General features: G+C 70.3%; 18 protein-coding genes. 12 read left to right on the top strand and 6 right to left on the bottom strand.

The window, feature by feature from the left end:
* Window positions 1-86: 86 nt before the first annotated feature.
* Window positions 87-1,988: a M61 family metallopeptidase gene (locus tag ACFQ2D_RS10265; RefSeq protein ID WP_386795642.1), complete on the bottom strand. Its 1,902-nt coding sequence runs from the start codon at window positions 1,986-1,988 to the stop codon at window positions 87-89.
* Between the two features lie 362 nt (window positions 1,989-2,350).
* On the opposite strand from ACFQ2D_RS10265, the gene ahr reads away from it, so the two are divergent.
* The 4 genes from ahr to ACFQ2D_RS10245 all read left to right on the top strand — a co-directional run bounded on the left by ahr (window position 2,351) and on the right by ACFQ2D_RS10245 (window position 6,471).
* A complete protein-coding gene (ahr, locus tag ACFQ2D_RS10260; protein ID WP_280941439.1) occupies window positions 2,351-3,367 on the top strand; it encodes an NADPH-dependent aldehyde reductase Ahr in 1,017 nt (338 codons plus the stop codon).
* 308 nt (window positions 3,368-3,675) lie between these two features.
* Entirely contained in the window at window positions 3,676-4,386 is a 711-nt protein-coding gene (locus ACFQ2D_RS10255; RefSeq protein ID WP_280941440.1) for an outer membrane protein, read from the top strand.
* A 584-nt stretch (window positions 4,387-4,970) separates the two neighbouring features.
* On the top strand, window positions 4,971-6,125 hold the full coding sequence (locus tag ACFQ2D_RS10250; RefSeq protein ID WP_280941441.1) for a two-component system sensor histidine kinase NtrB: 1,155 nt from the start codon (window positions 4,971-4,973) through the stop codon (window positions 6,123-6,125).
* Entirely contained in the window at window positions 6,118-6,471 is a 354-nt protein-coding gene (locus tag ACFQ2D_RS10245; RefSeq protein ID WP_280941442.1) for a response regulator, read from the top strand. The genes ACFQ2D_RS10250 and ACFQ2D_RS10245 overlap by 8 nt, the downstream gene beginning before the upstream one ends.
* A gap of 74 nt (window positions 6,472-6,545) precedes the next feature.
* On the opposite strand, the gene ACFQ2D_RS10240 is transcribed toward ACFQ2D_RS10245, so the two are convergent.
* On the bottom strand, window positions 6,546-6,734 hold the full coding sequence (locus tag ACFQ2D_RS10240) for a hypothetical protein (protein WP_280941443.1): 189 nt from the start codon (window positions 6,732-6,734) through the stop codon (window positions 6,546-6,548).
* A gap of 186 nt (window positions 6,735-6,920) precedes the next feature.
* Here ACFQ2D_RS10240 and ACFQ2D_RS10235 point away from each other — a divergent pair, with 186 nt between their 5' ends.
* A complete protein-coding gene (locus ACFQ2D_RS10235) occupies window positions 6,921-7,799 on the top strand; it encodes an MBL fold metallo-hydrolase (protein WP_280941444.1) in 879 nt (292 codons plus the stop codon).
* A gap of 6 nt (window positions 7,800-7,805) precedes the next feature.
* On the opposite strand, the gene ACFQ2D_RS10230 is transcribed toward ACFQ2D_RS10235, so the two are convergent.
* The gene (locus ACFQ2D_RS10230) at window positions 7,806-8,648 is read right to left on the bottom strand and encodes a class I SAM-dependent methyltransferase (protein ID WP_280941539.1); all 843 of its coding nucleotides are present in this window, start codon (window positions 8,646-8,648) and stop codon (window positions 7,806-7,808) included.
* Window positions 8,649-9,109: 461 nt separating this feature from the next.
* On the opposite strand from ACFQ2D_RS10230, the gene ACFQ2D_RS10225 reads away from it, so the two are divergent.
* The 6 genes from ACFQ2D_RS10225 to ACFQ2D_RS10200 all read left to right on the top strand — a co-directional run bounded on the left by ACFQ2D_RS10225 (window position 9,110) and on the right by ACFQ2D_RS10200 (window position 15,520).
* Window positions 9,110-10,546, top strand: coding sequence for a serine hydrolase domain-containing protein (locus tag ACFQ2D_RS10225; RefSeq protein WP_280941445.1), 1,437 nt, complete (start codon window positions 9,110-9,112; stop codon window positions 10,544-10,546).
* Window positions 10,547-10,686: 140 nt separating this feature from the next.
* Complete coding sequence (locus tag ACFQ2D_RS10220; RefSeq protein ID WP_280941446.1) at window positions 10,687-11,496, top strand: hypothetical protein; 810 nt, start codon at window positions 10,687-10,689, stop codon at window positions 11,494-11,496.
* A 22-nt stretch (window positions 11,497-11,518) separates the two neighbouring features.
* Complete coding sequence (locus tag ACFQ2D_RS10215; protein ID WP_280941447.1) at window positions 11,519-12,169, top strand: hypothetical protein; 651 nt, start codon at window positions 11,519-11,521, stop codon at window positions 12,167-12,169.
* Between the two features lie 120 nt (window positions 12,170-12,289).
* Window positions 12,290-12,961 (top strand): SDR family oxidoreductase, encoded by a 672-nt coding sequence (locus tag ACFQ2D_RS10210; RefSeq protein ID WP_280941448.1) that lies wholly within the window; start codon window positions 12,290-12,292, stop codon window positions 12,959-12,961.
* A gap of 202 nt (window positions 12,962-13,163) precedes the next feature.
* A complete protein-coding gene (locus ACFQ2D_RS10205; RefSeq protein WP_280941449.1) occupies window positions 13,164-14,144 on the top strand; it encodes a hypothetical protein in 981 nt (326 codons plus the stop codon).
* The gene (locus tag ACFQ2D_RS10200; RefSeq protein ID WP_280941450.1) at window positions 14,141-15,520 is read left to right on the top strand and encodes a hypothetical protein; all 1,380 of its coding nucleotides are present in this window, start codon (window positions 14,141-14,143) and stop codon (window positions 15,518-15,520) included. Before ACFQ2D_RS10205 ends, ACFQ2D_RS10200 begins: the two co-directional genes overlap by 4 nt.
* 42 nt (window positions 15,521-15,562) lie before the next feature.
* Here ACFQ2D_RS10200 and ACFQ2D_RS10195 read toward each other — a convergent pair whose 3' ends face one another.
* The 3 genes from ACFQ2D_RS10195 to ACFQ2D_RS10185 form a co-directional block, all read right to left on the bottom strand.
* Window positions 15,563-16,345, bottom strand: a complete 783-nt coding sequence (locus ACFQ2D_RS10195; RefSeq protein WP_280941451.1) for a hypothetical protein — start codon at window positions 16,343-16,345, stop codon at window positions 15,563-15,565.
* A 12-nt stretch (window positions 16,346-16,357) separates the two neighbouring features.
* The gene (locus tag ACFQ2D_RS10190; protein ID WP_280941452.1) at window positions 16,358-16,573 is read right to left on the bottom strand and encodes a hypothetical protein; all 216 of its coding nucleotides are present in this window, start codon (window positions 16,571-16,573) and stop codon (window positions 16,358-16,360) included.
* Between the two features lie 182 nt (window positions 16,574-16,755).
* Complete coding sequence (locus ACFQ2D_RS10185; protein WP_280941453.1) at window positions 16,756-17,517, bottom strand: hypothetical protein; 762 nt, start codon at window positions 17,515-17,517, stop codon at window positions 16,756-16,758.
* A 204-nt stretch (window positions 17,518-17,721) separates the two neighbouring features.
* On the opposite strand from ACFQ2D_RS10185, the gene ACFQ2D_RS10180 reads away from it, so the two are divergent.
* Window positions 17,722-18,114, top strand: coding sequence for a hypothetical protein (locus ACFQ2D_RS10180; protein ID WP_280941454.1), 393 nt, complete (start codon window positions 17,722-17,724; stop codon window positions 18,112-18,114).
* Window positions 18,115-18,117 lie beyond the last annotated feature (3 nt).

Raw genomic sequence — 18,117 nt, 5'->3', positions numbered from 1 at the left:
GCCACTAGGTTCGCGCCACACGGGGCGGCCGGTGGCTCGGGCAGTCGTAGCGACGGGCCTGTACGCGACAAGCCGGTGGTGCGTCGCTACGGTGCGCCTGCCTGCCGTATCCCGCGCCGGGGGGCCAGCAGCGCGGTCAACGTGTCCGGCGTGCCCGGAACGCGGACCAAGTGTGGATAGCGCAGCGTTCCGCGGTAGGGGAGGGTCGCCCCGACACGCTCGCCATCCTGCTCGACCAGCAGATGGAGGGGCGTGCGCGCCGCATTGCGGACCGCCGCCACGAGGGCCGGACCGTCGAACGGTTGGCCCTGCACGGCGACGATGCGCGTGCCCGGCGCCAGGCCGGCCGCGAAGGCGGGGCCATTCCAGCTCACGGCCCGGACGGTGCCCTGGTCCGTCACCGTCAGGCCGATGGAGTAGGCGAGGTCGGTGACGCCGTCCTCCGCCTGCTGCTGCAGGAAGGCCGCGGTGGGGGTGTCGGTATAGGCAAGTTCCCAGCCGTGCTTGCGCAGCCCTGCCGTGGTGTCGACTTCCGCGCGGCCGTCCACCCAGGCGCGCAGTTCGCCCGCCCAGTCGTGCGGGGCGATGCCGTCGAGCGCTGCACACAGATCCTCGAAGGTGTAGGTGCGCGCGGGAGCGTCGCCGGATGGTGCAGCGAAGAATGCGCGTGCGAAGTCGTCCAGGCCGCGGCGGCCCTCGCTGCGTTCGCGCAGCAGCGCGTCCACCCAGAGCCACAGCATCACGCCTTCGCGGTAGTAGTCCTTGCGGCGCTGCCAGTCGCGCCAGGGCACCGGCTGGCGAAGCATGAAAGCCGGGTAGTGCACGTCGTCGGACAGGCTGCGCCAGGCGCGGCCGGGACGATTGGCGACTTCGGCGGCGTCGAGCGCCAGCTGGTCGAGCGTCTCCTGCGGGCCGCGCAGGCCGGCGCGCGCGGCGAGGACGCGGCCCCAGAACTCGGTCTGCCCTTCGTAGACCCACAGCAGGCTGCCGCCCTGCGGCACGTTGGGGGTCGGCGCCCACAGGTCGGCAGGCACGCGGTAGAGCCCGTTCCAGGCATGCACCAGCTCGTGGGCGAGGATGTCGCGGCCGTTGAGCTGGCTCTGCCAGTCGCGGAAATAGTTCGATGGCAGCGAGATCTCGCTGGAGCCGCGGTGCTCGGTGCCGCCTGTCGAGGCATCCTCTTCCAGCCGGGCAAGGAATTCGTAGCGGTTGAACGGCGGGGGGGCGAAGACCACGGCGACCTGTTCGAGCATCCGCGCCAGTTCCGCCCGCCGCTGGGACGGCAGGTCGAGATCCCCGGCACGGTTGGCCATCAGGTTGAGGTGGACGGGCGCGTCCCCGCTGGCCGCGAGCGGCACCTTGGCGAGGTGGCGCGCTGCGTGGAGCGGCGAGTCCATCAGCGTGTCGAGCGGGACCGGCGCGAACTCGATCGTCCCGCCGTCTGCGGCTCCCGACTCCAGCGAGGACACCGGTGCCAGTCCGGGCGGCAACGTCGCACTGGCCTTCACCACGATGTTGCGCGCGTACCAGCCGGCGGGATACAGGACCAGGCGATGCCAGGGCACGACGACCAGGTCCCGCGACAGCGTGTCCGCGCCCACGATGATCTGGTACCTGGCCTCCAGCGTCCTCGCGCCTGCCGGCACATCCAGCTGGAACGCGTGCGCTTCGACCGGATGGCGCCGCCAGGGCAGCGGGCGGCCATCGATCGATAGCGACAGCCCGGCAAGATTCGTGACGGTGAGGCTGGGGCCGTGGCTGGCCGATTCCCAGCGCGGATAGAGCAGGGTGGTCGGGCCGGGCGCCTGCACCGGCATGCGGACGCGGACGTTGAAGATCCGGCGGGCGGTGTCCGTGGCGTCCGCGTGCAGCTCGATGGCGCCGGCGAACGCATGGTCGGCGGGTTCGGGGATGGGCGCGGCGGTGAGGACCTGGACGGGCAACTCCGCGGTCTTTCCAGTCGCTGGATACGCGGCCGACAGCGCCATTAGCGCGGCGGCAACAGCCGCGCCGAGATGCCGCCCCGCTATGGACGGACAACGAAGCGCGACAGGACGCTGCGGCGATGGGTGCACGATGTCGGACCTCGAGGCAGGGATGAGCGGGGGAGTGCGGAAGTTCCGTCCTCCTGGCAGGACCGGTCGAAGAACGGCGCGCGCACGGCCGGGCCGTGCTGCATGCCATCCGTACCGTGGTCGGGGTGGCCGGAAGCCGGCCGATGCCGATGCGGTCGTGCCGGGATCGTATGACGGACAGTCTGTCGCCGGCCAAGTTCCGGAGCCGCAGGAATCACGACCAGCCGGGGCGCGGTGCAGTATCGTCCCCGCCTTCCCGACCGGAGACCGCCGCCATGACCACCCCCTACCGCGCCTGGGCCGCCCCCAAAGCCGGGGCCCCGCTGGAACCGTTCGAGTACGACCCCGGTCCGCTGGGCGCCGAGGAGGTCGAGATCACCGTCGAGCATTGCGGTCTCTGCCATTCCGACCTGTCGATGCTGGACAACGAGTGGGGCTTCACCGCCTATCCGTTCGTGCCCGGCCACGAGGCGGTGGGGCGGGTGACGGCGCTGGGCGAGCACGCCAGGGGCGTGGCGATCGGCCAGCGCGTAGGCCTGGGCTGGAATGCGCGCAGCTGCCTGCACTGCGACGCCTGCCTGGCCGGCAACCAGCACCTGTGCCGCGAGGTGCAGGCGACCATCGGCGGACGCCATGGCGCCTTCGCCGACAAGGTGCGCGCGCACTGGGTCTGGGTGGCGCCGCTGCCCGAGGGCCTGGACGCGGCCGAATCCGGCCCGCTGCTGTGCGGCGGCATCACCGTGTTCGCGCCGCTGCGCGAGCTGGGCATTTCGCCCACCGCGCGGGTCGCCGTGATCGGCATTGGTGGCCTCGGCCACATGGCGCTGAAGTTCTGCCGCGCATGGGGTTGCGAGGTCACCGCCTTCACCACCAGCGCCTCGAAGGAGGAAGAGGCGCGCGCGTTCGGCGCGCACCGCGTGGTCACCACGGGCGATGCCGCGGCGCTGAAGCGGCTTAACGGCGCGTTCGACCTGATCATCGACACGGTCAACGCGTCGCTCGACTGGCCCGGCCTGCTGAGCGCGCTGGCGCCCCAGGGGCGGCTGCACGTGGTGGGGGTGCCGCTGGAGCCGATCGCCGTGCCGGCGTTCGGGCTGATCGGGGGACAGAAGTCGCTGTCCGGTTCGCCCACCGGCTCGCGCGGCGCGATCGACAGCATGCTCGGCTTCGCCGCCCGGCACGGCGTGGCACCGCAGACCGAACACTTCCCGATGCGCCGCGTGAACGAGGCGCTGGACCATCTGCGCGCCGGCAAGGCGCGTTACCGGATCGTGCTGGACGCGGATTTCTGAGGCCCGTTCGACCGGGCTACCAGCGAGGCCATCTTCCGGCGCGGCCATGCGGCTGCGCCGTATGCGACGCCGCCTCCGTGGCTGTGGACGTGCGCTGCGCGTGCAAATCGGGACGTGCGGCGCTGCTCACGGCACAACGATCCTCTTGAACGTGCCTTTAACTGTCGGCGTGGATTCAGCATGAAGGTTTTCGTGCGCTTCAGTTGGCTCTATCTGTAATGCGGGCCCCGCAGCCGGTGAGTCGTGTTGGCTGCATCACGCAGGCGTGCCGTGCTCCGGCCGCATGCCGAAGATAAGGAAGGCCCACAATGAAGAAGTCCGTGATTTGTGCCGCGCTGGTTGCGGCGATGTGCTCCCCCCTCGCATTCGCGCAGTCCGCCAGCGGCGACGCCTACCGCCCCAGCCTGTCGACCGGCGACGGCGCCTGGTTCGTCAGCGGCAACGTCGGCCGCACCGATGGCGGCACCGCCGGCCGCTTCGGCACCGGCAATTTCGATTTCCTCGAAAGCAACGAAGGCCGCGACACCGGCTATGGCGTGACCGGCGGCTACCGCTGGAAGGTCAGCGACCGCTGGGGCGTCGGTGCCGAACTCGGCTACGTCGACCTGGGCAACTACAAGGTCCGCAACGTGTTCAACGACGAGGACGTGGACCAGACCGAAGGCCGCAATGCGCTGCGTGGCTGGACCGCGGGCGCGAACGCGCGCGTCAACATCACCCCGGCCTGGTACGTGGGTATGCGGGGCGGCTATTTCCGCGCGTCGGACAACTCCACCGACTACTACAACACCATCGGCCAGGAGCTGCGCGTGCGCAGCGGCCGCGACCCGGAGCGGAGCAGCTGGTACGCGGGCGTGGGCACCGGCTGGAACGCGACCGAGAACTTCAGCATCGGCCTGCATTACGACTACTTCCGCGCCAAGTCCGGCACGCTGGTCGACGAGGACAGCGGCGCCGAGATCGACGGTCCCAAGCGCTCGACGGCGCTGGTGGGCCTGACGGCAGAGTACGCGTTCTGATGCGCTGCCCGGCGATCGGGCCAGGCGCCTGATCCGGACGCCCGGGAGGGGCCCCGCCTCCCGGGCGATCCGCACGCGCCAGTTCGACTGCGCGCCCGGGTAACGTGGTTCAGCGCGTCCGTGTCCGCCAGCAACGCTGCTACCCGCCCGCAGCTGGACGGGGACGGGCCTGATGCGGATCCGTTCGCGAAGGCGCAGGCCTGCGGCTACGCGAGAATCCCTGTCGTGGCCCGATGCCCTGCCGTGACCAGCCGGGTGGCACGCCCGAGCGGAGAACCCTGCTGCCAGCGTTGAGTTCAACGCGCGCCCGCCGTCTAGGCAGGAACAGGACGCCCGATCGCACGCCAGTCTGCTGCGTGCTCCCTCCGGAAATCGAAACCTGAGATGGGTCGGGCGCGCCGTGCCGGCGTGCGTGCCGCATTGAACACCACTGCGCAGCGGCCGGACGCTACGCGGCCGTGCATTTGGAGTTCCGGAAGGCGTCCAGACGGAAGGAGTTGCCGCACGCGGACAGTTTTGTGGCGGAGGCGTTTTAACGAATCCATCACGGCGCCGTGAGAACGTTGCGCGCCCCGGAGCCGCCGATGCCAACGCTGTCAGTGTCAGGGCCCCAGCTCGACGATGGATCCCACCAGATCGACCTGCTGCTGCGCAGCGTGGTCGACTACGCCATCTACATGCTCGACGTGGACGGCTACGTCCGCAGCTGGAACACGGGCGGCGAACGGATCAAGGGCTACAGCTCCGACGAGATCATCGGCCGGCACGTATCCTCGTTCTACACGCCGGAGGACATCGCGGCCGGCGCGCCGGCGCGCGGCCTGGAGGTGGCGCGGAACGACGGGCGATTCGAGGCCGAAGGCTGGCGCGTGCGCAAGGACGGCTCGCGATTCCGCGCGCACGTGGTCATCGACCCGATCGTGCAGGACGGCGAGGTGGTCGGCTTCGCCAAGATCACGCGCGACATCACCGAACGTTACGAGGCGCAGCAGGCGCTGGAGGAAGCGCGGCGCACGCTGGCGCATTCGCAGAAGCTCGAGGCCGTGGGCAAGCTCACGCTGGGCCTCGCGCACGATTTCAACAACCTGCTGACGGTGGTCATCAACAGCCTGGACCTGATCGCGAGGCGGCCGTCGGCGGATGAACGCACCCGGCGCATGGTGGAGACGGCCCTGCGCGCCTCCGAGCGTGGCGCGGTGCTGACCCGGCAGTTGCTGGCATTCGGGCGCGGGCAGATGCTCGCACCTGAACGCTCATCGATTGACCTTCTGATCACGCGTTCCATGGAATTGTATCGCCGCGCCGCCGGTAGCGAAGTGTCGCTGGTGGTGGAGGTCGAGGCCGGCCTGCCCGACGTGGAAGTCGATCGTGCGCAGTTCGAGGCGGCAGTGCTCAACCTCGTGTCCAACAGCCGCGACGCCATGCGCCAGGGAGGCCGTATCACCTTGTCCGCACGCCTGGTCCATCGCGCCGATCCCACGCGTCCGGACAGCGTGTCCTGCGATTACGTGTCCGTTTCGGTTCGCGATGAAGGGCATGGAATCCCGGTCGAGATCCAGGAGCGGGTGTTCGAGCCGTTCTTCACCACCAAGGAGGTGGGCCGCGGAAGCGGACTGGGCCTGAGCCAGGTATTCGGGTTCGCGGCGCAGTCCGGCGGCTTCGCCACCTTGGAGAGCTGGCCCGGCCAGGGCACCACCGTGAGTATCTGTCTGCCACCCATGAGTGCAATCGATGCGTAGTCAGGTAGTCCTGCTGGTCGACGACGAGATCGACATCGTGGAACTGGTAGGCGAGGCGCTCGAAGACCTGGGCTTCGAGGTCGTGACCGCGCGCTCTGGCGTCGAGGCGCTGGGCCAGCTGGCCGCGGGCAGGCCGTTCGACTTCGTGGTCACCGACGTCAGCATGCCCGGCGGCGTATCGGGGACGGACCTGGCCAGGCGCGCGCGTGAACTGCACCCGCAGGCGCGCCTGATCGTCGCATCGGGACATCCGCGCGCGCATCTGCCCGAGGTGCCGGTGGACGTGGAGTTCCTGCCCAAGCCTTATCGCCTGGGCCAACTGCTTGACCTGCTCCAGCCGTCATGACGGGGACCTGACCCGACCCATAACGCAAAGGGCCCTCCCGGGCCCTTTGCGACGTCATCTACCGGCGGGAGACTTCAGCGGCGCTCGTCCTCGCGCTGCTGCTGCTGGTTCCGCTGCTCGTCCTGGCCGCGGCTCTGCTGGTTGCGCTCGTCCTGGCGCTGCCCTTCCTGGTTCCGCTGCTCGTCCTGGCTGCGGCCCTGCTGGTTGCGCTCATCCTGGCGCTGCTGTTCCTGGTTGCGCTGGTTCTGGTTGTTATTGTCCATCAGTCACTCCATTGAACACGTCCCGGCGTCGTTGCCGGGCGGCAAAGTTGCGCGCGGTGCGGTGAAGGGGTCGTCGTTTCCCGCAGCGCCGTCGTTCAACTTCATTAATGCGCCTGCGCGCGTCGACGCGTCACGTCGCTGACACCGACGGCGCACCAGACTCCGGCCTCCCGCAAGGAGGCCGCCATGCGCGTGCATCACCTCAACTGCATCTCCACCTGTCCACTCGGCGGGCGGCTGATGGACGGGCGTTCGGCGCACGTCCTCGAACGCGGGCACCTGTGCTGCCATTGCCTGCTCGTGGAAACGAGCCAGGGCCTGGTGCTGGTCGATACCGGGCTCGGGCTGCGCGACGTGGCCGACCCGCGCGGCCGCCTGAGCCGGTTCTTCCTCGGACTGGTCAGCCCGGATTTCCGCGAGGAGATGACGGCGGCGCGCCAGGTCGAGCGGCTGGGTTTCGATCGCGCCGACGTGCGCCACATCGTGCTCACCCACCTCGACTTCGACCATGCCGGAGGCCTCGACGATTTCCCGCAGGCCACCGTGCACCTGCTGGCCAGCGAGCGCGACGATGCGCTGCGCCAGCGCAGCTGGCTGGACCGGCAGCGGTTCCGTCCGCAGCAGTGGTCGTCGCGGCCGCGCTGGCGCGCTTACGACAGCACCCAGGGCGAGTCGTGGATGGGCTTCGACTGCATTCGCCAGCTCGATGGCCTGCCGCCCGAACTCCTGCTGGTGCCCCTGCCTGGCCACACGCATGGCCACGCCGGCGTGGCGCTGCAGGTCGACGGCGCCTGGCGGCTGCTCGCCGGTGACGCCTACTTCTTCCATGCCGAGATGGATCCGGAGCGCCCGCGCTGCACGCCGGGACTGCGCGTCTACCAGTGGATGATGGAGAAGGATCGCAGCGCCCGCCTGCACAACCAGCGGCGCCTTCGCGCGCTGGCGGCGCACGCGGGCGACGCGGCGCCGACCGTCTTCTGCTCGCATGATGTCACCGAGTTCGAGCGTTTGAGCGGACGCTCGGCGCGTCTGCCCGCCGGCGCCCTGCTGGCGACCGGCCGCTAGCGGTTCTCAGCGGCGCTTCGCCAGCACGCCGTCCAGCGCCAGCCGCGCCTGGAAGCCGGCCTTTTCCAGGCGCCGCGACACTTCGCGCGGGACATCGCGGCCGCTGGTGAGCCGGTTCGGCATGCCGGTGTAGTGGAACAGCCGGCCGCCGCGGCGCAGCACGCGCGCGAGCTGGTCGTAGAAGGCCTGCGAATACAGTTCGCCCGCGATGCCGAAGCGGGGCGGGTCGTGCAGGATGGCGTCGTACGCGGCAGCGGGCAGCTGCGCGATCTGCTGCGACACGTCGCCGTGCCGCAGCTGCAGGCGCCCTTCGTGCTGCGGCGCGTCCGGATCGGGCGACCAGGGATTGAGCGTGCGCAGCCACAGTACGTCCTCGCTCTTCTCGAACGAGTCGATCCGCGCCGCGCCCGCCTCCAGGCAGCACGCGGCGAAGTAGCCGAGCCCGCCGCAGGTATCGAGCACGCGGCGCCCGCGCGGTTCCACCAGGGCCACCTTGGCGCGCGCGTCCTCGAACGGCGACACCTTCGCCGTGGGCAGCATCTTGATGCCGTCGATCTCGAAGGTCGGCGCGCCCCAGTCGGTCGGCACCAGTTTGTACAGCGCCCGCCCGTAGCGCGAAGCGGGCACGAAGTGCTCGCCGTCCCAGTAGTGGATGGTGCGGTCCTTGAGCCGGTCCGGATACGGAAATTCGTGCTCGCGCCAGCGCCAGTGCGTCGGCGCGAGTTTCACCTGCGCGTGCGAGCGCCCGAGATCCAGCGAGCCGCTCCAGCCGTCCTGCCCGGCATCGCGTGCGGCGCCGAGTGCGGCGGCGATGTCGCGGGTCAGCAGCGGTCCGTCGTAGTGGGGCACGGGCGGGGGGGATCGGCAGGGGGCGCCATCGTAACCGCTCCGGACGCCGGCCCAGGGACGCGCCGGCGACTGCACCTCGACCAGCACCGCCGGCAGCACCAGGCAGACGACGACCTGCAGCTGCAGGTAGCCGAAGAAGGCGCCGGCGCCGGACGCGACCGCGATCGGGGTCGCGATCAAGCCCGTGCCCAGCCGCAGCGGGGTGAGCGAGCCCGACCCGTCCGACCCGCCGGATGCCGGCCGTCATACCCGGCGTGCGCGACCACAGGGTGAACAGGGAGACGGCGACGAGGTTGCGGGCGGGATCGACCAGGAACCGGGCGACGACCTTGTGCATGCGGCCCCGGAGGGCTGTGCGGCGCGCCATCACGCCCGGCCATGGCGACTCCGGGCGATGGCCACAGGCGTTGCAACCGGATGCCGCCTGCCGGTGTCTTGTCGTGAACGTCCAACGGAGACCGATGACCATGCGCCACACCCGCTTTCCCGCCCTTGCCGTGGGCGCCCTGCTGGCGGCGCTTGCCTGGGCCGCGCCAACGGCGTGTGCGGCCGACCCTGCGCCACCGGTGCAGCCCGCCGCCGGCGATACCGCGCAGCAGGCGCTGGCCGATTGGCTTGAGGCGTTCAACTCCGCCGATGCCACGCGCCTGGAAGCCTTCCGCGACCGCTGGCAGCCGGACATGGACGTGGCCCGGATGCTTGAGTTCCATGCCGAAACCGGCGGTTTCCGCCTGGTCCGCCATGAGCCGGGCGAACCCGGAACCGCGCGGGCGCTGCTGCAGGAACGCGAGTCGGACACCGTGGCGCGGCTGCAGTTCGTGCTGCGCCCCGGTGAGCCGGCGCAGTTCTCGCTGGAAGCGATCGAAGCGCCGGACGACCTGCGCGTGCAGCGGATGGATGCGGACGGCGCCATCGCATCGCTGGTGGCCCGCGCCGACGAGCTGGCGGCGCGCGACGCCTTCTCCGGCGTCATGCTGGTGGCCGACGGCGACCAGGTGCTGCTGCATCGCGCCTGGAACCGGGCAGGCGACGCCGAGGCGCCGGTCCGGCTGGACTCGCGGTTCCGCATCGGGTCGATGAACAAGATGTTCACCGCCGTCGCCACGCTGCAGCTGGTCCAGGCCGGCAGGCTCTCGCTCGACGGCACCGTCGGACAGTACCTGCCGGGTTACGAGGATCCCGGCGTGGCCGCGGTGACCATCCGCCAGCTGCTGACGCACGCGGGCGGCACGGGCGATTTCTTCGGCCCCGAGTTCGACGCCAACCGGCTTACGCTCAGGACCCACGACGATTACGTGCGGCTGTTCCAGAAGCGCCCGCCCGACCATGTGCCGGGCGCGGAGCATCGCTACTCCAACTACGGTTTCCTGCTGCTGGGCGCGATCATCGAACGGGCGAGCGGGCAGTCGTACTACGACTACGTGGACGAACACGTGTTCGCGCCTGCGGGCATGACGCGCACCGGTTCGCTGCCTGAGGACGTGCCGGTGGACGGACGCCTCACTGCCTACACCCGTCGCGACGGTGCCTGGCATGACGCGGCCGAGACGCTGCCATGGCGCGGCACCGCCGCTGGCGGCGGCTACAGCACCGCGGGCGATCTGCTGCGCTTCGCGCGGGCGATGCTCGACGGGCGCCTGCTCGGCCCTGAGATGCTCGCCGAGGCCACGCGCAACCAGAGCCCGTGGTACGGCTACGGCTTCATGGTGCGCGAGCAGGACGGCGCCCGCATGTTCGGCCACGGCGGCGGCGCGCCCGGGATGAACGGCGACCTGCGCATCTATCCTGACCAGGGCATCGTGGTGGCGGGCCTGTCCAACCTCGATCCGCCAGCCGTCTCGCGCCTGATCGACCACTACCTGCTGCGGATGCCGCTGGAGGCGGACGTCGGGCGGTAGGCGCAGCGACCCGTCGGAAGCGGAAAATCCCGCCTCCGGCAGGCACCCGCGACGCCGCCGCTTCCCGGCGGGCCCGATGTCCTGAAGGGGGTGCGCGCCGCGTTGCAAGAGGCGACAGGGGAGCCAGCGGAGTCGCCGCGATGACGCCGTCCGACCTGCAGCGCCTGCTCGCTGACAGCGGCCACTACACCGGCGCCATCGACGGCGACATCGGCCCGCAAAGCCTGGCCGCAATCGAGGCCATCCTCTCGGCCAACGTCGCGCACTGCGTCTCCCCACCCGCGACCTGGTCCGCGAAGCGCCGCATGATCGGCGCGGGCCAGCTCGCACTGCGCCAGGCCGGTTTCGCGCCCGGCGCGATCGACGGCTATGCCGGCAACAGCACCGCCGGCGCACTGCTGGAGTGGAACCATCGCAAGGCCTACGGGCGCGACCTCGAACTGGACCGCACGCCCGTGGCGCCGCCGGTCGCCAGCCCGTTCCCGACGCAATCGGGCTGCCCGAACTATTACGGACAGCCGGGTCCGGCGGTCGAACGGCAGCTGGTGACGGTCGAACTGCCCTACCGGATGCGGCTGGACTGGAACCCGTCGCAGCCCAGCACCCGCGTGCGGCTACATGCACGCTGCGCCGACAGCGCCCGGGCGGCGATGCGCGAGGTCCTGCGGGCCTATGGCGAGGATGACCTGCGCCGGCTCGGGCTGGACCGCAACGCCGGCACCTACGCGCATCGGCGCATGCGCGGCGGCAGCGCCTGGTCGATGCACGCCTACGGCTGCGCCTGGGACTTCCATGCCGGCCCCAATGGCTTGACCACCTGCTGTCCGCAGGCCCTGTTCTGCGGCAGGGAATACCGGACGTTCTTCGACATCTGGGAAGCGCATGGCTGGACGTCGCTGGGGCGCGCGATCGGTCGCGACTGGATGCACGTGCAGGCGGCGGGGCTCTGACGGCCCGGCTTCACGCGCCCGGGTGTGTCGCGGCGTCACGATGCGGGATACGGGGCGGCACGGTGCCGCGTCGCTCCATCGAGGGCATCGCATGCAGGGAGTCCGTTGTTCCGCCCGCCGCGTCGCGGTCTTCGCGCTGGCGCTGTCATCGCTCGGGATCGCGGCGTGTTCGCGCGATCCGGCGCCGCCAGCCGATGCCGCGACGAGTTCGCAACGCGTGCCCGGGCCCGTGGCGGCCCTGGAGCCTTCCACCCGTCGCGAGGGGGCTGCGCCTGCAGCCGCCACGATCGGCGGCGATGGCTCTCCGATCGCGCTGCAGGCGCTCGCGCCGGACGACGTCGCGGCTGCGAACCTGGGCGGCGAGCTTGGATGCGTGTTCGTCGATCGCGATGGCGCGCCACTGTTGCATGCGATGGGGGTCGTCGCGTCCGACGATCCTGCACTCGGCATCGTCAGGATCGCCGGCGTCGTGGAAACGGTGCGCGCACCCGGCGGCTACGACGGCATGCTCGCCGACCCGGTCTGGTCGGCGCCCGGCATGACGATCCGGATCTCGATGACGGGTGCGGCGCAGGGCGGCGGCGAATCGCCTCCGCGTCCCGCCACGCTGACCGTCCTGCGCGCCGACGGCGCAACCCGCCGGATCGACGGCCAGTGGCAGTGCGGACCGTGAGTCCCGGCCCCTGATCGACCGCGCGGACGCACGCGAGATGGCGATTTCGCGCCCGCCCGGTCGCCTCCGCCTGCGGCACAGCGGTCCTAGAATGAGGCCCCCACGTTCGAGGACATCGCCATGGCCACCTACCTGATCACCGGCGCCAACCGCGGCATCGGCCTGTCGCTGGCGCAGCGGCTGGCCCGGCGCGGCGAAACGGTCATCGGCGTGTGCCGGCAGTCGAGCGCGGCCCTGGTGGCGACCGGCGCGCAGGTGATCGACGGCGTGGACATGGCCGACGCCGATGCGGTGGCCTCGCTGCCGGCGCGGCTGGACGGGCAGCGCATCGACGGGCTGGTGCTCAACGCCGGAATCTTCACCAACGAGACGCTGGACGCGCTGGATGCCGACGCATTCGCGCGCATCCAGCGCCAGTTCGACGTCAACACGCTCGGCCCGCTGCGCGTGGCGGCCGCGCTGCGGGATCACCTGGCGGAAGGCGCGAAGGTCGGCATCATCACCAGCCGCATGGGCTCGGTGGCCGACAACGGCTCGGGTGCGTATTACGGCTACCGCGCCTCCAAGGCGGCCGTGAACGCGATTGGCAAGTCGCTGGCGATGGACCTGGCCCCGCGCGGTATCGCGGTGTTCCTGCTGCATCCGGGGCGCGTGGCCACCGACATGCTCGGCGGGCACGGCGACATCGGCCCGGACGAGGCGGCGGCCAACCTCATCGACCGCCTCGACAGCCTCACCCTCGCCGACACCGGCACGTTCTGGCACGCGAACGGTACGCCGCTGCCCTGGTAACGCGCCGGGGCAGGGCCGGTCCGGCGCGGATTGCCGCAGCCACGCCGGATGGGATCGTGTCCACCGACGCGACCTCAGTCCTCCAGCGCATTCCTTGACTTGCCGCGCGCCGCGGGGTTTCATCGGGCGACGCAAGGAAAAGGAAGCCCTCGCGATGATGGAGACTCCGTGCGCCCCGCGGCGCGCCGGCGCCCCGGCCCGGATGGCCGCGCTGGTCGCATCCTCCCTGCTGGTGATGTCCTGCGGCGCAGCGCCGCCGGAGACCGCAGCCGAACCCACTGGGCCCGCGGGACAAGCCGCCGTGGTGCGCGCGGCCTCGTCTGCACCCGACAACCCCTTCTCGGTCGAAGAGGCATTGGGCGCGGAGTGCAGGCCCAACTACGGCGGCGATCCCCCCTTGCAGGGCGCCGCCTGCCATGGTCGGCTGCCGGAGCACCTGCAGTGGTTGTTGCGCAACCTGCCGGCGACGCATCCCTACCTCAGCCAAGAGCAGCGCGAAGAGGCTGCCGCAGCCAAGCAGTGGTTCCGCGCAGTGCCGGGTTATGGGGACCGTCCGGACTTCGTTGCGCATATTCCGCATTACAGCCAGTTCTGGATACGTTCCTTCGAGGGTGCCGATCCGCGCGTCACGGTTTATGTGGTGTATGGGCCAGCCTGCGACGACGATCCAGTCCGGTCCAGGCAGTCCATCGAGGACGGTTGTCTTGGCGGGGCGCCGTACGTGGTGCGCGAGCTGAAGATCTACCGGGTAGTCTCGGGCGGCGTCCCCGAGGATGTCACCGCCGAGATCGCGCCTGCGCCACCCACGCTGACGCCCGAAGAGCGCATACGCTACGGACGCTATCTGCGGCCGCCTGAAGAAGGCGGGGCACGCGACACGGATATCGGCCTGGATGTTCGCCGTCTGGCGACTACGCCAGTCATGCGCTGGACGATCGACCCTCCGGAAGAAGGCGACTACGTGCCGCCACGCATACCCGACTCGGACCCCAGGGGTTTCATGCAGCTGGCGCATTTCGGGTTCCTGGTGTGGACCGGGGAGCGCTTCGAGTTGCGCGAGAAAGTGCCGCTGCTGCTGTGGGCTTGCGGGACCAGGCAGGATGACGACTGCACCACGGGCGATCGTGGAGATCCCTACCTGATCGAGGACGGAGCGGCTGCCGCCGGAGCCGGCATCCCATGAATCCATATGACGCCGTTCCCACCGACATCGACATACGCGCCAGTGCCGACCGGGTCATTTCCCAGCTCCGCGATGGGCACACGGAGGAAGGATTCAGGTTGCTGGAGCGGGTCGGTCAGTCGGAACGCCTGGTGGTGCGGGAAGCGCTGCACCGATACGTTGCGGCGGCAGTCCTAAGGGATGGCGATCCATCGTCGCAGGAGGCACGGGCCGCCGACGGGTATGCGGCAACGCAACTGGAGCGGGCACTTGGGCCACCCCGTGTTCCTGACTACGGTCGGACGGCGAATGAGTCGAACGAGTTGGCGGGCCTGACGGAGGCGCAGAAATATCATGTCTACGCCAGCATGGTGGAGGTGCGGGGAAACGAAACCGCCCGGACGGACTTGCAGCGCGACAACCACGTCGTACTGCTCGGCCTGCGACGGGAAACGTCGACCCTGTCGTCGCCGGGGAACGGCCGTGCGGGGACCGGTGTCTACGACGACCAGATGGTCGTGCTCGGAAGGACCGCCGATGGAGGCGAACGCGTCTTCATTGCGCTGGCAAGCACCGAGCCGACGGCGCAGTACTCCCACCAGGCAGGAAGCGACGGCAATCGCCGCTTCAGCGGCGGCGATCGGGAAAACCGCGTGATCGCGCCCGCGCCTGGATACGAGGCCGTGCGGTGGAGGAAGATCGAGGGCGAGGAAGTGAATGGCGACACCATGCTCGACCTCGGTCGACTCGCCGAGGGAACGATCGAGATGTTCAGGGCGGAGCATCCGAACCCCAGGAGTGTCGGGACCCGCGACGCATTCCGGCCATCTCCCGAGCAGATGACGCGGACCGCCGGCATGGTCCAGCGGGACACCAACGGAGACGGGTACTTCACGCCGGCCGATCCATCCGGAGTCCAGGCGTTGAACGGGAGTTTCAAGATCCACAGTGGATCCGTCCACAACACCGACTCGGCGGGCTGCCAGACGATCCATCCACGCGACTATCGCGGTTTCATCGATGCAGCCCAGCGCAATCCAGCGCAGACCCGCTGGCAGTACGTGCTCACCTCGACCCGGGGCGGCCTGTTCCACAACGTCGAGGTCGGGCGCCAGTCAGCGGCCGACACCATGCCAGGACCTGCAGATCGCCAGGATGAGCGGCAGGCCAATGGCCGCGCTGTCCAAGGGCCCTTCGAAGACCCGGGCCTGAATCGCTATTACGAGGCCGTGCTTTCGGGCCGGATCGAGCAGGCCAACCGCATTGCGCTGGGTTTCGCCTTCCGCGAGCCGGAGCCGGCCCTGCACCGTGCAGCTGCCGCGGTAGCACCCGAGCCTGCTCCTGCGAGCGCCGAAGCGCGGGCGCAGCCGCATGGCGCGCCCGTCCTCCAACCCTGACTGCGACTGGCTCGGCCGGGCGGCGCCGGCCGAACGCATGACTCACCGGCGCAGCGCTACCCGGCCGGCCGTCGGCACCCAGCCGCCCGGATTGCGTACCCGCAGCATGGCGGTCTGGACGCACAGCAGCACTGCGATCGCCAGCGCCACCCAGCTCGAGGCGCCGGAGCCCGGCAGGTCGTGTCCGGACTGGCGCACGTAGACCGCGACCAGCGCCCACAACGCCGCCGCCGCATACACGATATTGCCGCGCATGCGGTGATTGAGTGCGAGGAGCACGACCGCCGCCACGGCATACAGGCCGAGCGCCCATGGAAGCTGCGCGTCTACCGGCATCACTTCGTAGGCCACCATCACCTGCGCGAGGTTGAGGAACGCGGCGAGCGTGAGCCAGCCCGCGTGCAGCGACAGTGGCAGCCAGGCGAACAGGTGCTGGCGCTGCAGCGGCGCGGGATCGCGGGTCAACTGCGCGGCGCAGTACGCCAGGCAGGCGAGTGCGCCGAAGATCACCAGCAGGCAGGGCACGAACAGCTCCTGCGAGAACAGCGGCATCCAGATCGTGGTGAGGAAGAACCCCGCCGCCGCCCAGGGCGCGATGCGCGAGAGCGTGCCGTCGCGCTTGCGTTCGCCGCCGGCTTGCCAGAACGCGTAGAGCAGGTCCAGCAGGAAGATCAGGCTCCAGATCGAGAACGCATAGCCGGCGGCGACCAGCAGCGTGGGATAGCGGTCGGAAATGGTGCCCTGGTCCGGCCCGAAAGCGCCGGTGTTGGACAGCCACGCCACGAGGGGCATGGCCAGCGCGGTAATGACGACGAGCAGGCGCATCGGGGGCCTCGCTCAGTCGCCGCCGAAGCCGCGGCTGGCGTGCGCGATCGGGCGGGAAGGTTCCGATACATCGATCTGCTCGCCCACGAGCACGGGGTCGCCGTGCGGCGCGGTGCGGGTGCCGTCGTCCTGCACGCGCGGGGGCGTGGTGGTGTCCTGGTGGCGCTGCCAGGCGCGGTAGGCGAGGTAGCCGATGGTGCCGTAGGCGAACAGCTTGAACAGCGACATGGTGCTTCTCCGGAAAGTCTGGCGATCAGGTTGGCGCAGCGGCGGTGATCCGGGTGTGACCGCGCGGACGGTGCCGGCGCTTCCGTCGGGCCACGTGGGGCGACGGACGTTGGACGAGTTGGCGAAGGGGATCGCATGGAAAAGCCCCCGCGAAACGGGGGCTTTTCCGCTTCATTGCAGGATCAGCGGCCGTCGCCGTCCGCGTCGCCCGGAAGTCGGCGCTCGACGCGGTGCCAGGCATCCTTCACCGCTTCCTTGGCTTCCTGCCACGACAGGCGGGACTCGCCCTTGGCGCGTTCCCAGCCCTGCTCCAGGCGCGACTCGGTGTCCGCGTCCCAGGCCGAGGTCGCCGACAGGCTGCGCGCCTGCGTCCCGTAGCGGTAGGCGGGGCGGTAGTCCTGGAAATCGAAGTCGTTGCGATAGTAGGCGGCCTTGCTGTACTGCTCGCCGTAGTAGCGGTCGGTGTCCTCGTAGGCACCATAGGTGCGGTCGGTGCGGTCCCAGGCATCGCGCACCGCCGGCTGCGCAGCCTCCCAGTCCAGCGTCGAGGCGCCGCGGGTTTCGTTCCAGCGCGTCCGCAGGTCGGCTTCGGCCTCGCTCCAGTCGCGGCGGCCCGCCTCGTTGCGGTGTTCCGTGCCCAGGCGATAGGCCGGTGCGTAGTCGCGGTCGAAGTCGCGGTCGGCCCGGTAGTACTCGCGGCCGCTGGCATCCTGGCGCCAATACTCGACCTCGGCCGTCGGGTCGACGCGCTCGGCGATGGCCTTGCCGCCCGAGGCGCCACCGATTGCGCCGATGCCGCCGCCAATCAGGGTGCCGATCGGGCCGAAGAAACTGCCGACCGCCGCGCCGGCGATGGCGCCAGCCGTGCCGCCGGCAGCCACGCCCACGGGATGGGCACCCGGGGCACCGGTGATCGGATCGGGATTGGTATCGTGCTTGTTCATCGCGTGGCTCCGGCTTGTGGGAGGCGGATCATGCGGTTCGCCTTGTGGTCTGCCCGTGCAGGCCGCGTCGCCGCGGTTTTAACGCGCCGGCCGGGGCGGGGTAGGATGCGGGCCGTCCGTCGCGGGAGATGTCCCGCCAGGACGACGCGGGCGGCCGGCGCCATTCGGGCAATGCGTTGCGTCATGCAGGCGGGGAGGGGATCGATGGACCAGGACTTCAGGATCACGCTGCGGCGGGAGGCAGGCGAACTGCAGGCGCACGTGACCGGACCCAACACGCGCGAGAACACGTTCGGCTACTGGCTGGCGATCTGCGAGGCAGTCAAGCAGCATCCGGTCGAACGGCTGCTGCTGGTGGACGAACTGGAAGGCCCGTCGCTGGACGCCGCCGACTGGCGCGCGCTGGTGGCGGAAGTCGGTCCGCAACTGGGACGGATGCGGGTGGCCCACGTCAAGCCGCGCGGCGTGGACACGGTGGAGCACTGCGTGCTGTCGGCGATCGGCTCCGGACTGGAAGCGCAGGTGTTCGCCGACGTGCATCTCGGCGCCCTCTGGCTGCGCTACGGCCAGCAGCAGGAAGCCGGACCCGGGGCCTGAGCG

It is taken from the genome of Luteimonas composti (assembly GCF_042678665.1).
GTDB lineage: Bacteria > Pseudomonadota > Gammaproteobacteria > Xanthomonadales > Xanthomonadaceae > Luteimonas > Luteimonas composti.
The sequence above is the reverse complement of the archived record's forward strand: the minus strand, read 5'-3'. Positions and strand labels throughout refer to the sequence as shown.

Excerpts from the sequence above, each read along its gene's own strand:
- ACFQ2D_RS10265 (WP_386795642.1), bottom strand. The coding sequence starts at position 1,988 with ATGGCGCTGTCGGCCGCGTATCCAGCGACTGGAAAGACCGCGGAGTTG.
- ahr (WP_280941439.1), top strand. The coding sequence starts at position 2,351 with ATGACCACCCCCTACCGCGCCTGGGCCGCCCCCAAAGCCGGGGCCCCG.
- ACFQ2D_RS10255 (WP_280941440.1), top strand. The coding sequence starts at position 3,676 with ATGAAGAAGTCCGTGATTTGTGCCGCGCTGGTTGCGGCGATGTGCTCC.
- ACFQ2D_RS10250 (WP_280941441.1), top strand. The coding sequence starts at position 4,971 with ATGCCAACGCTGTCAGTGTCAGGGCCCCAGCTCGACGATGGATCCCAC.
- ACFQ2D_RS10245 (WP_280941442.1), top strand. The coding sequence starts at position 6,118 with ATGCGTAGTCAGGTAGTCCTGCTGGTCGACGACGAGATCGACATCGTG.
- ACFQ2D_RS10240 (WP_280941443.1), bottom strand. The coding sequence starts at position 6,734 with ATGGACAATAACAACCAGAACCAGCGCAACCAGGAACAGCAGCGCCAG.
- ACFQ2D_RS10235 (WP_280941444.1), top strand. The coding sequence starts at position 6,921 with ATGCGCGTGCATCACCTCAACTGCATCTCCACCTGTCCACTCGGCGGG.
- ACFQ2D_RS10225 (WP_280941445.1), top strand. The coding sequence starts at position 9,110 with ATGACCATGCGCCACACCCGCTTTCCCGCCCTTGCCGTGGGCGCCCTG.
- ACFQ2D_RS10220 (WP_280941446.1), top strand. The coding sequence starts at position 10,687 with ATGACGCCGTCCGACCTGCAGCGCCTGCTCGCTGACAGCGGCCACTAC.
- ACFQ2D_RS10210 (WP_280941448.1), top strand. The coding sequence starts at position 12,290 with ATGGCCACCTACCTGATCACCGGCGCCAACCGCGGCATCGGCCTGTCG.
- ACFQ2D_RS10205 (WP_280941449.1), top strand. The coding sequence starts at position 13,164 with ATGGCCGCGCTGGTCGCATCCTCCCTGCTGGTGATGTCCTGCGGCGCA.
- ACFQ2D_RS10200 (WP_280941450.1), top strand. The coding sequence starts at position 14,141 with ATGAATCCATATGACGCCGTTCCCACCGACATCGACATACGCGCCAGT.
- ACFQ2D_RS10195 (WP_280941451.1), bottom strand. The coding sequence starts at position 16,345 with ATGCGCCTGCTCGTCGTCATTACCGCGCTGGCCATGCCCCTCGTGGCG.
- ACFQ2D_RS10190 (WP_280941452.1), bottom strand. The coding sequence starts at position 16,573 with ATGTCGCTGTTCAAGCTGTTCGCCTACGGCACCATCGGCTACCTCGCC.
- ACFQ2D_RS10185 (WP_280941453.1), bottom strand. The coding sequence starts at position 17,517 with ATGAACAAGCACGATACCAATCCCGATCCGATCACCGGTGCCCCGGGT.
- ACFQ2D_RS10180 (WP_280941454.1), top strand. The coding sequence starts at position 17,722 with ATGGACCAGGACTTCAGGATCACGCTGCGGCGGGAGGCAGGCGAACTG.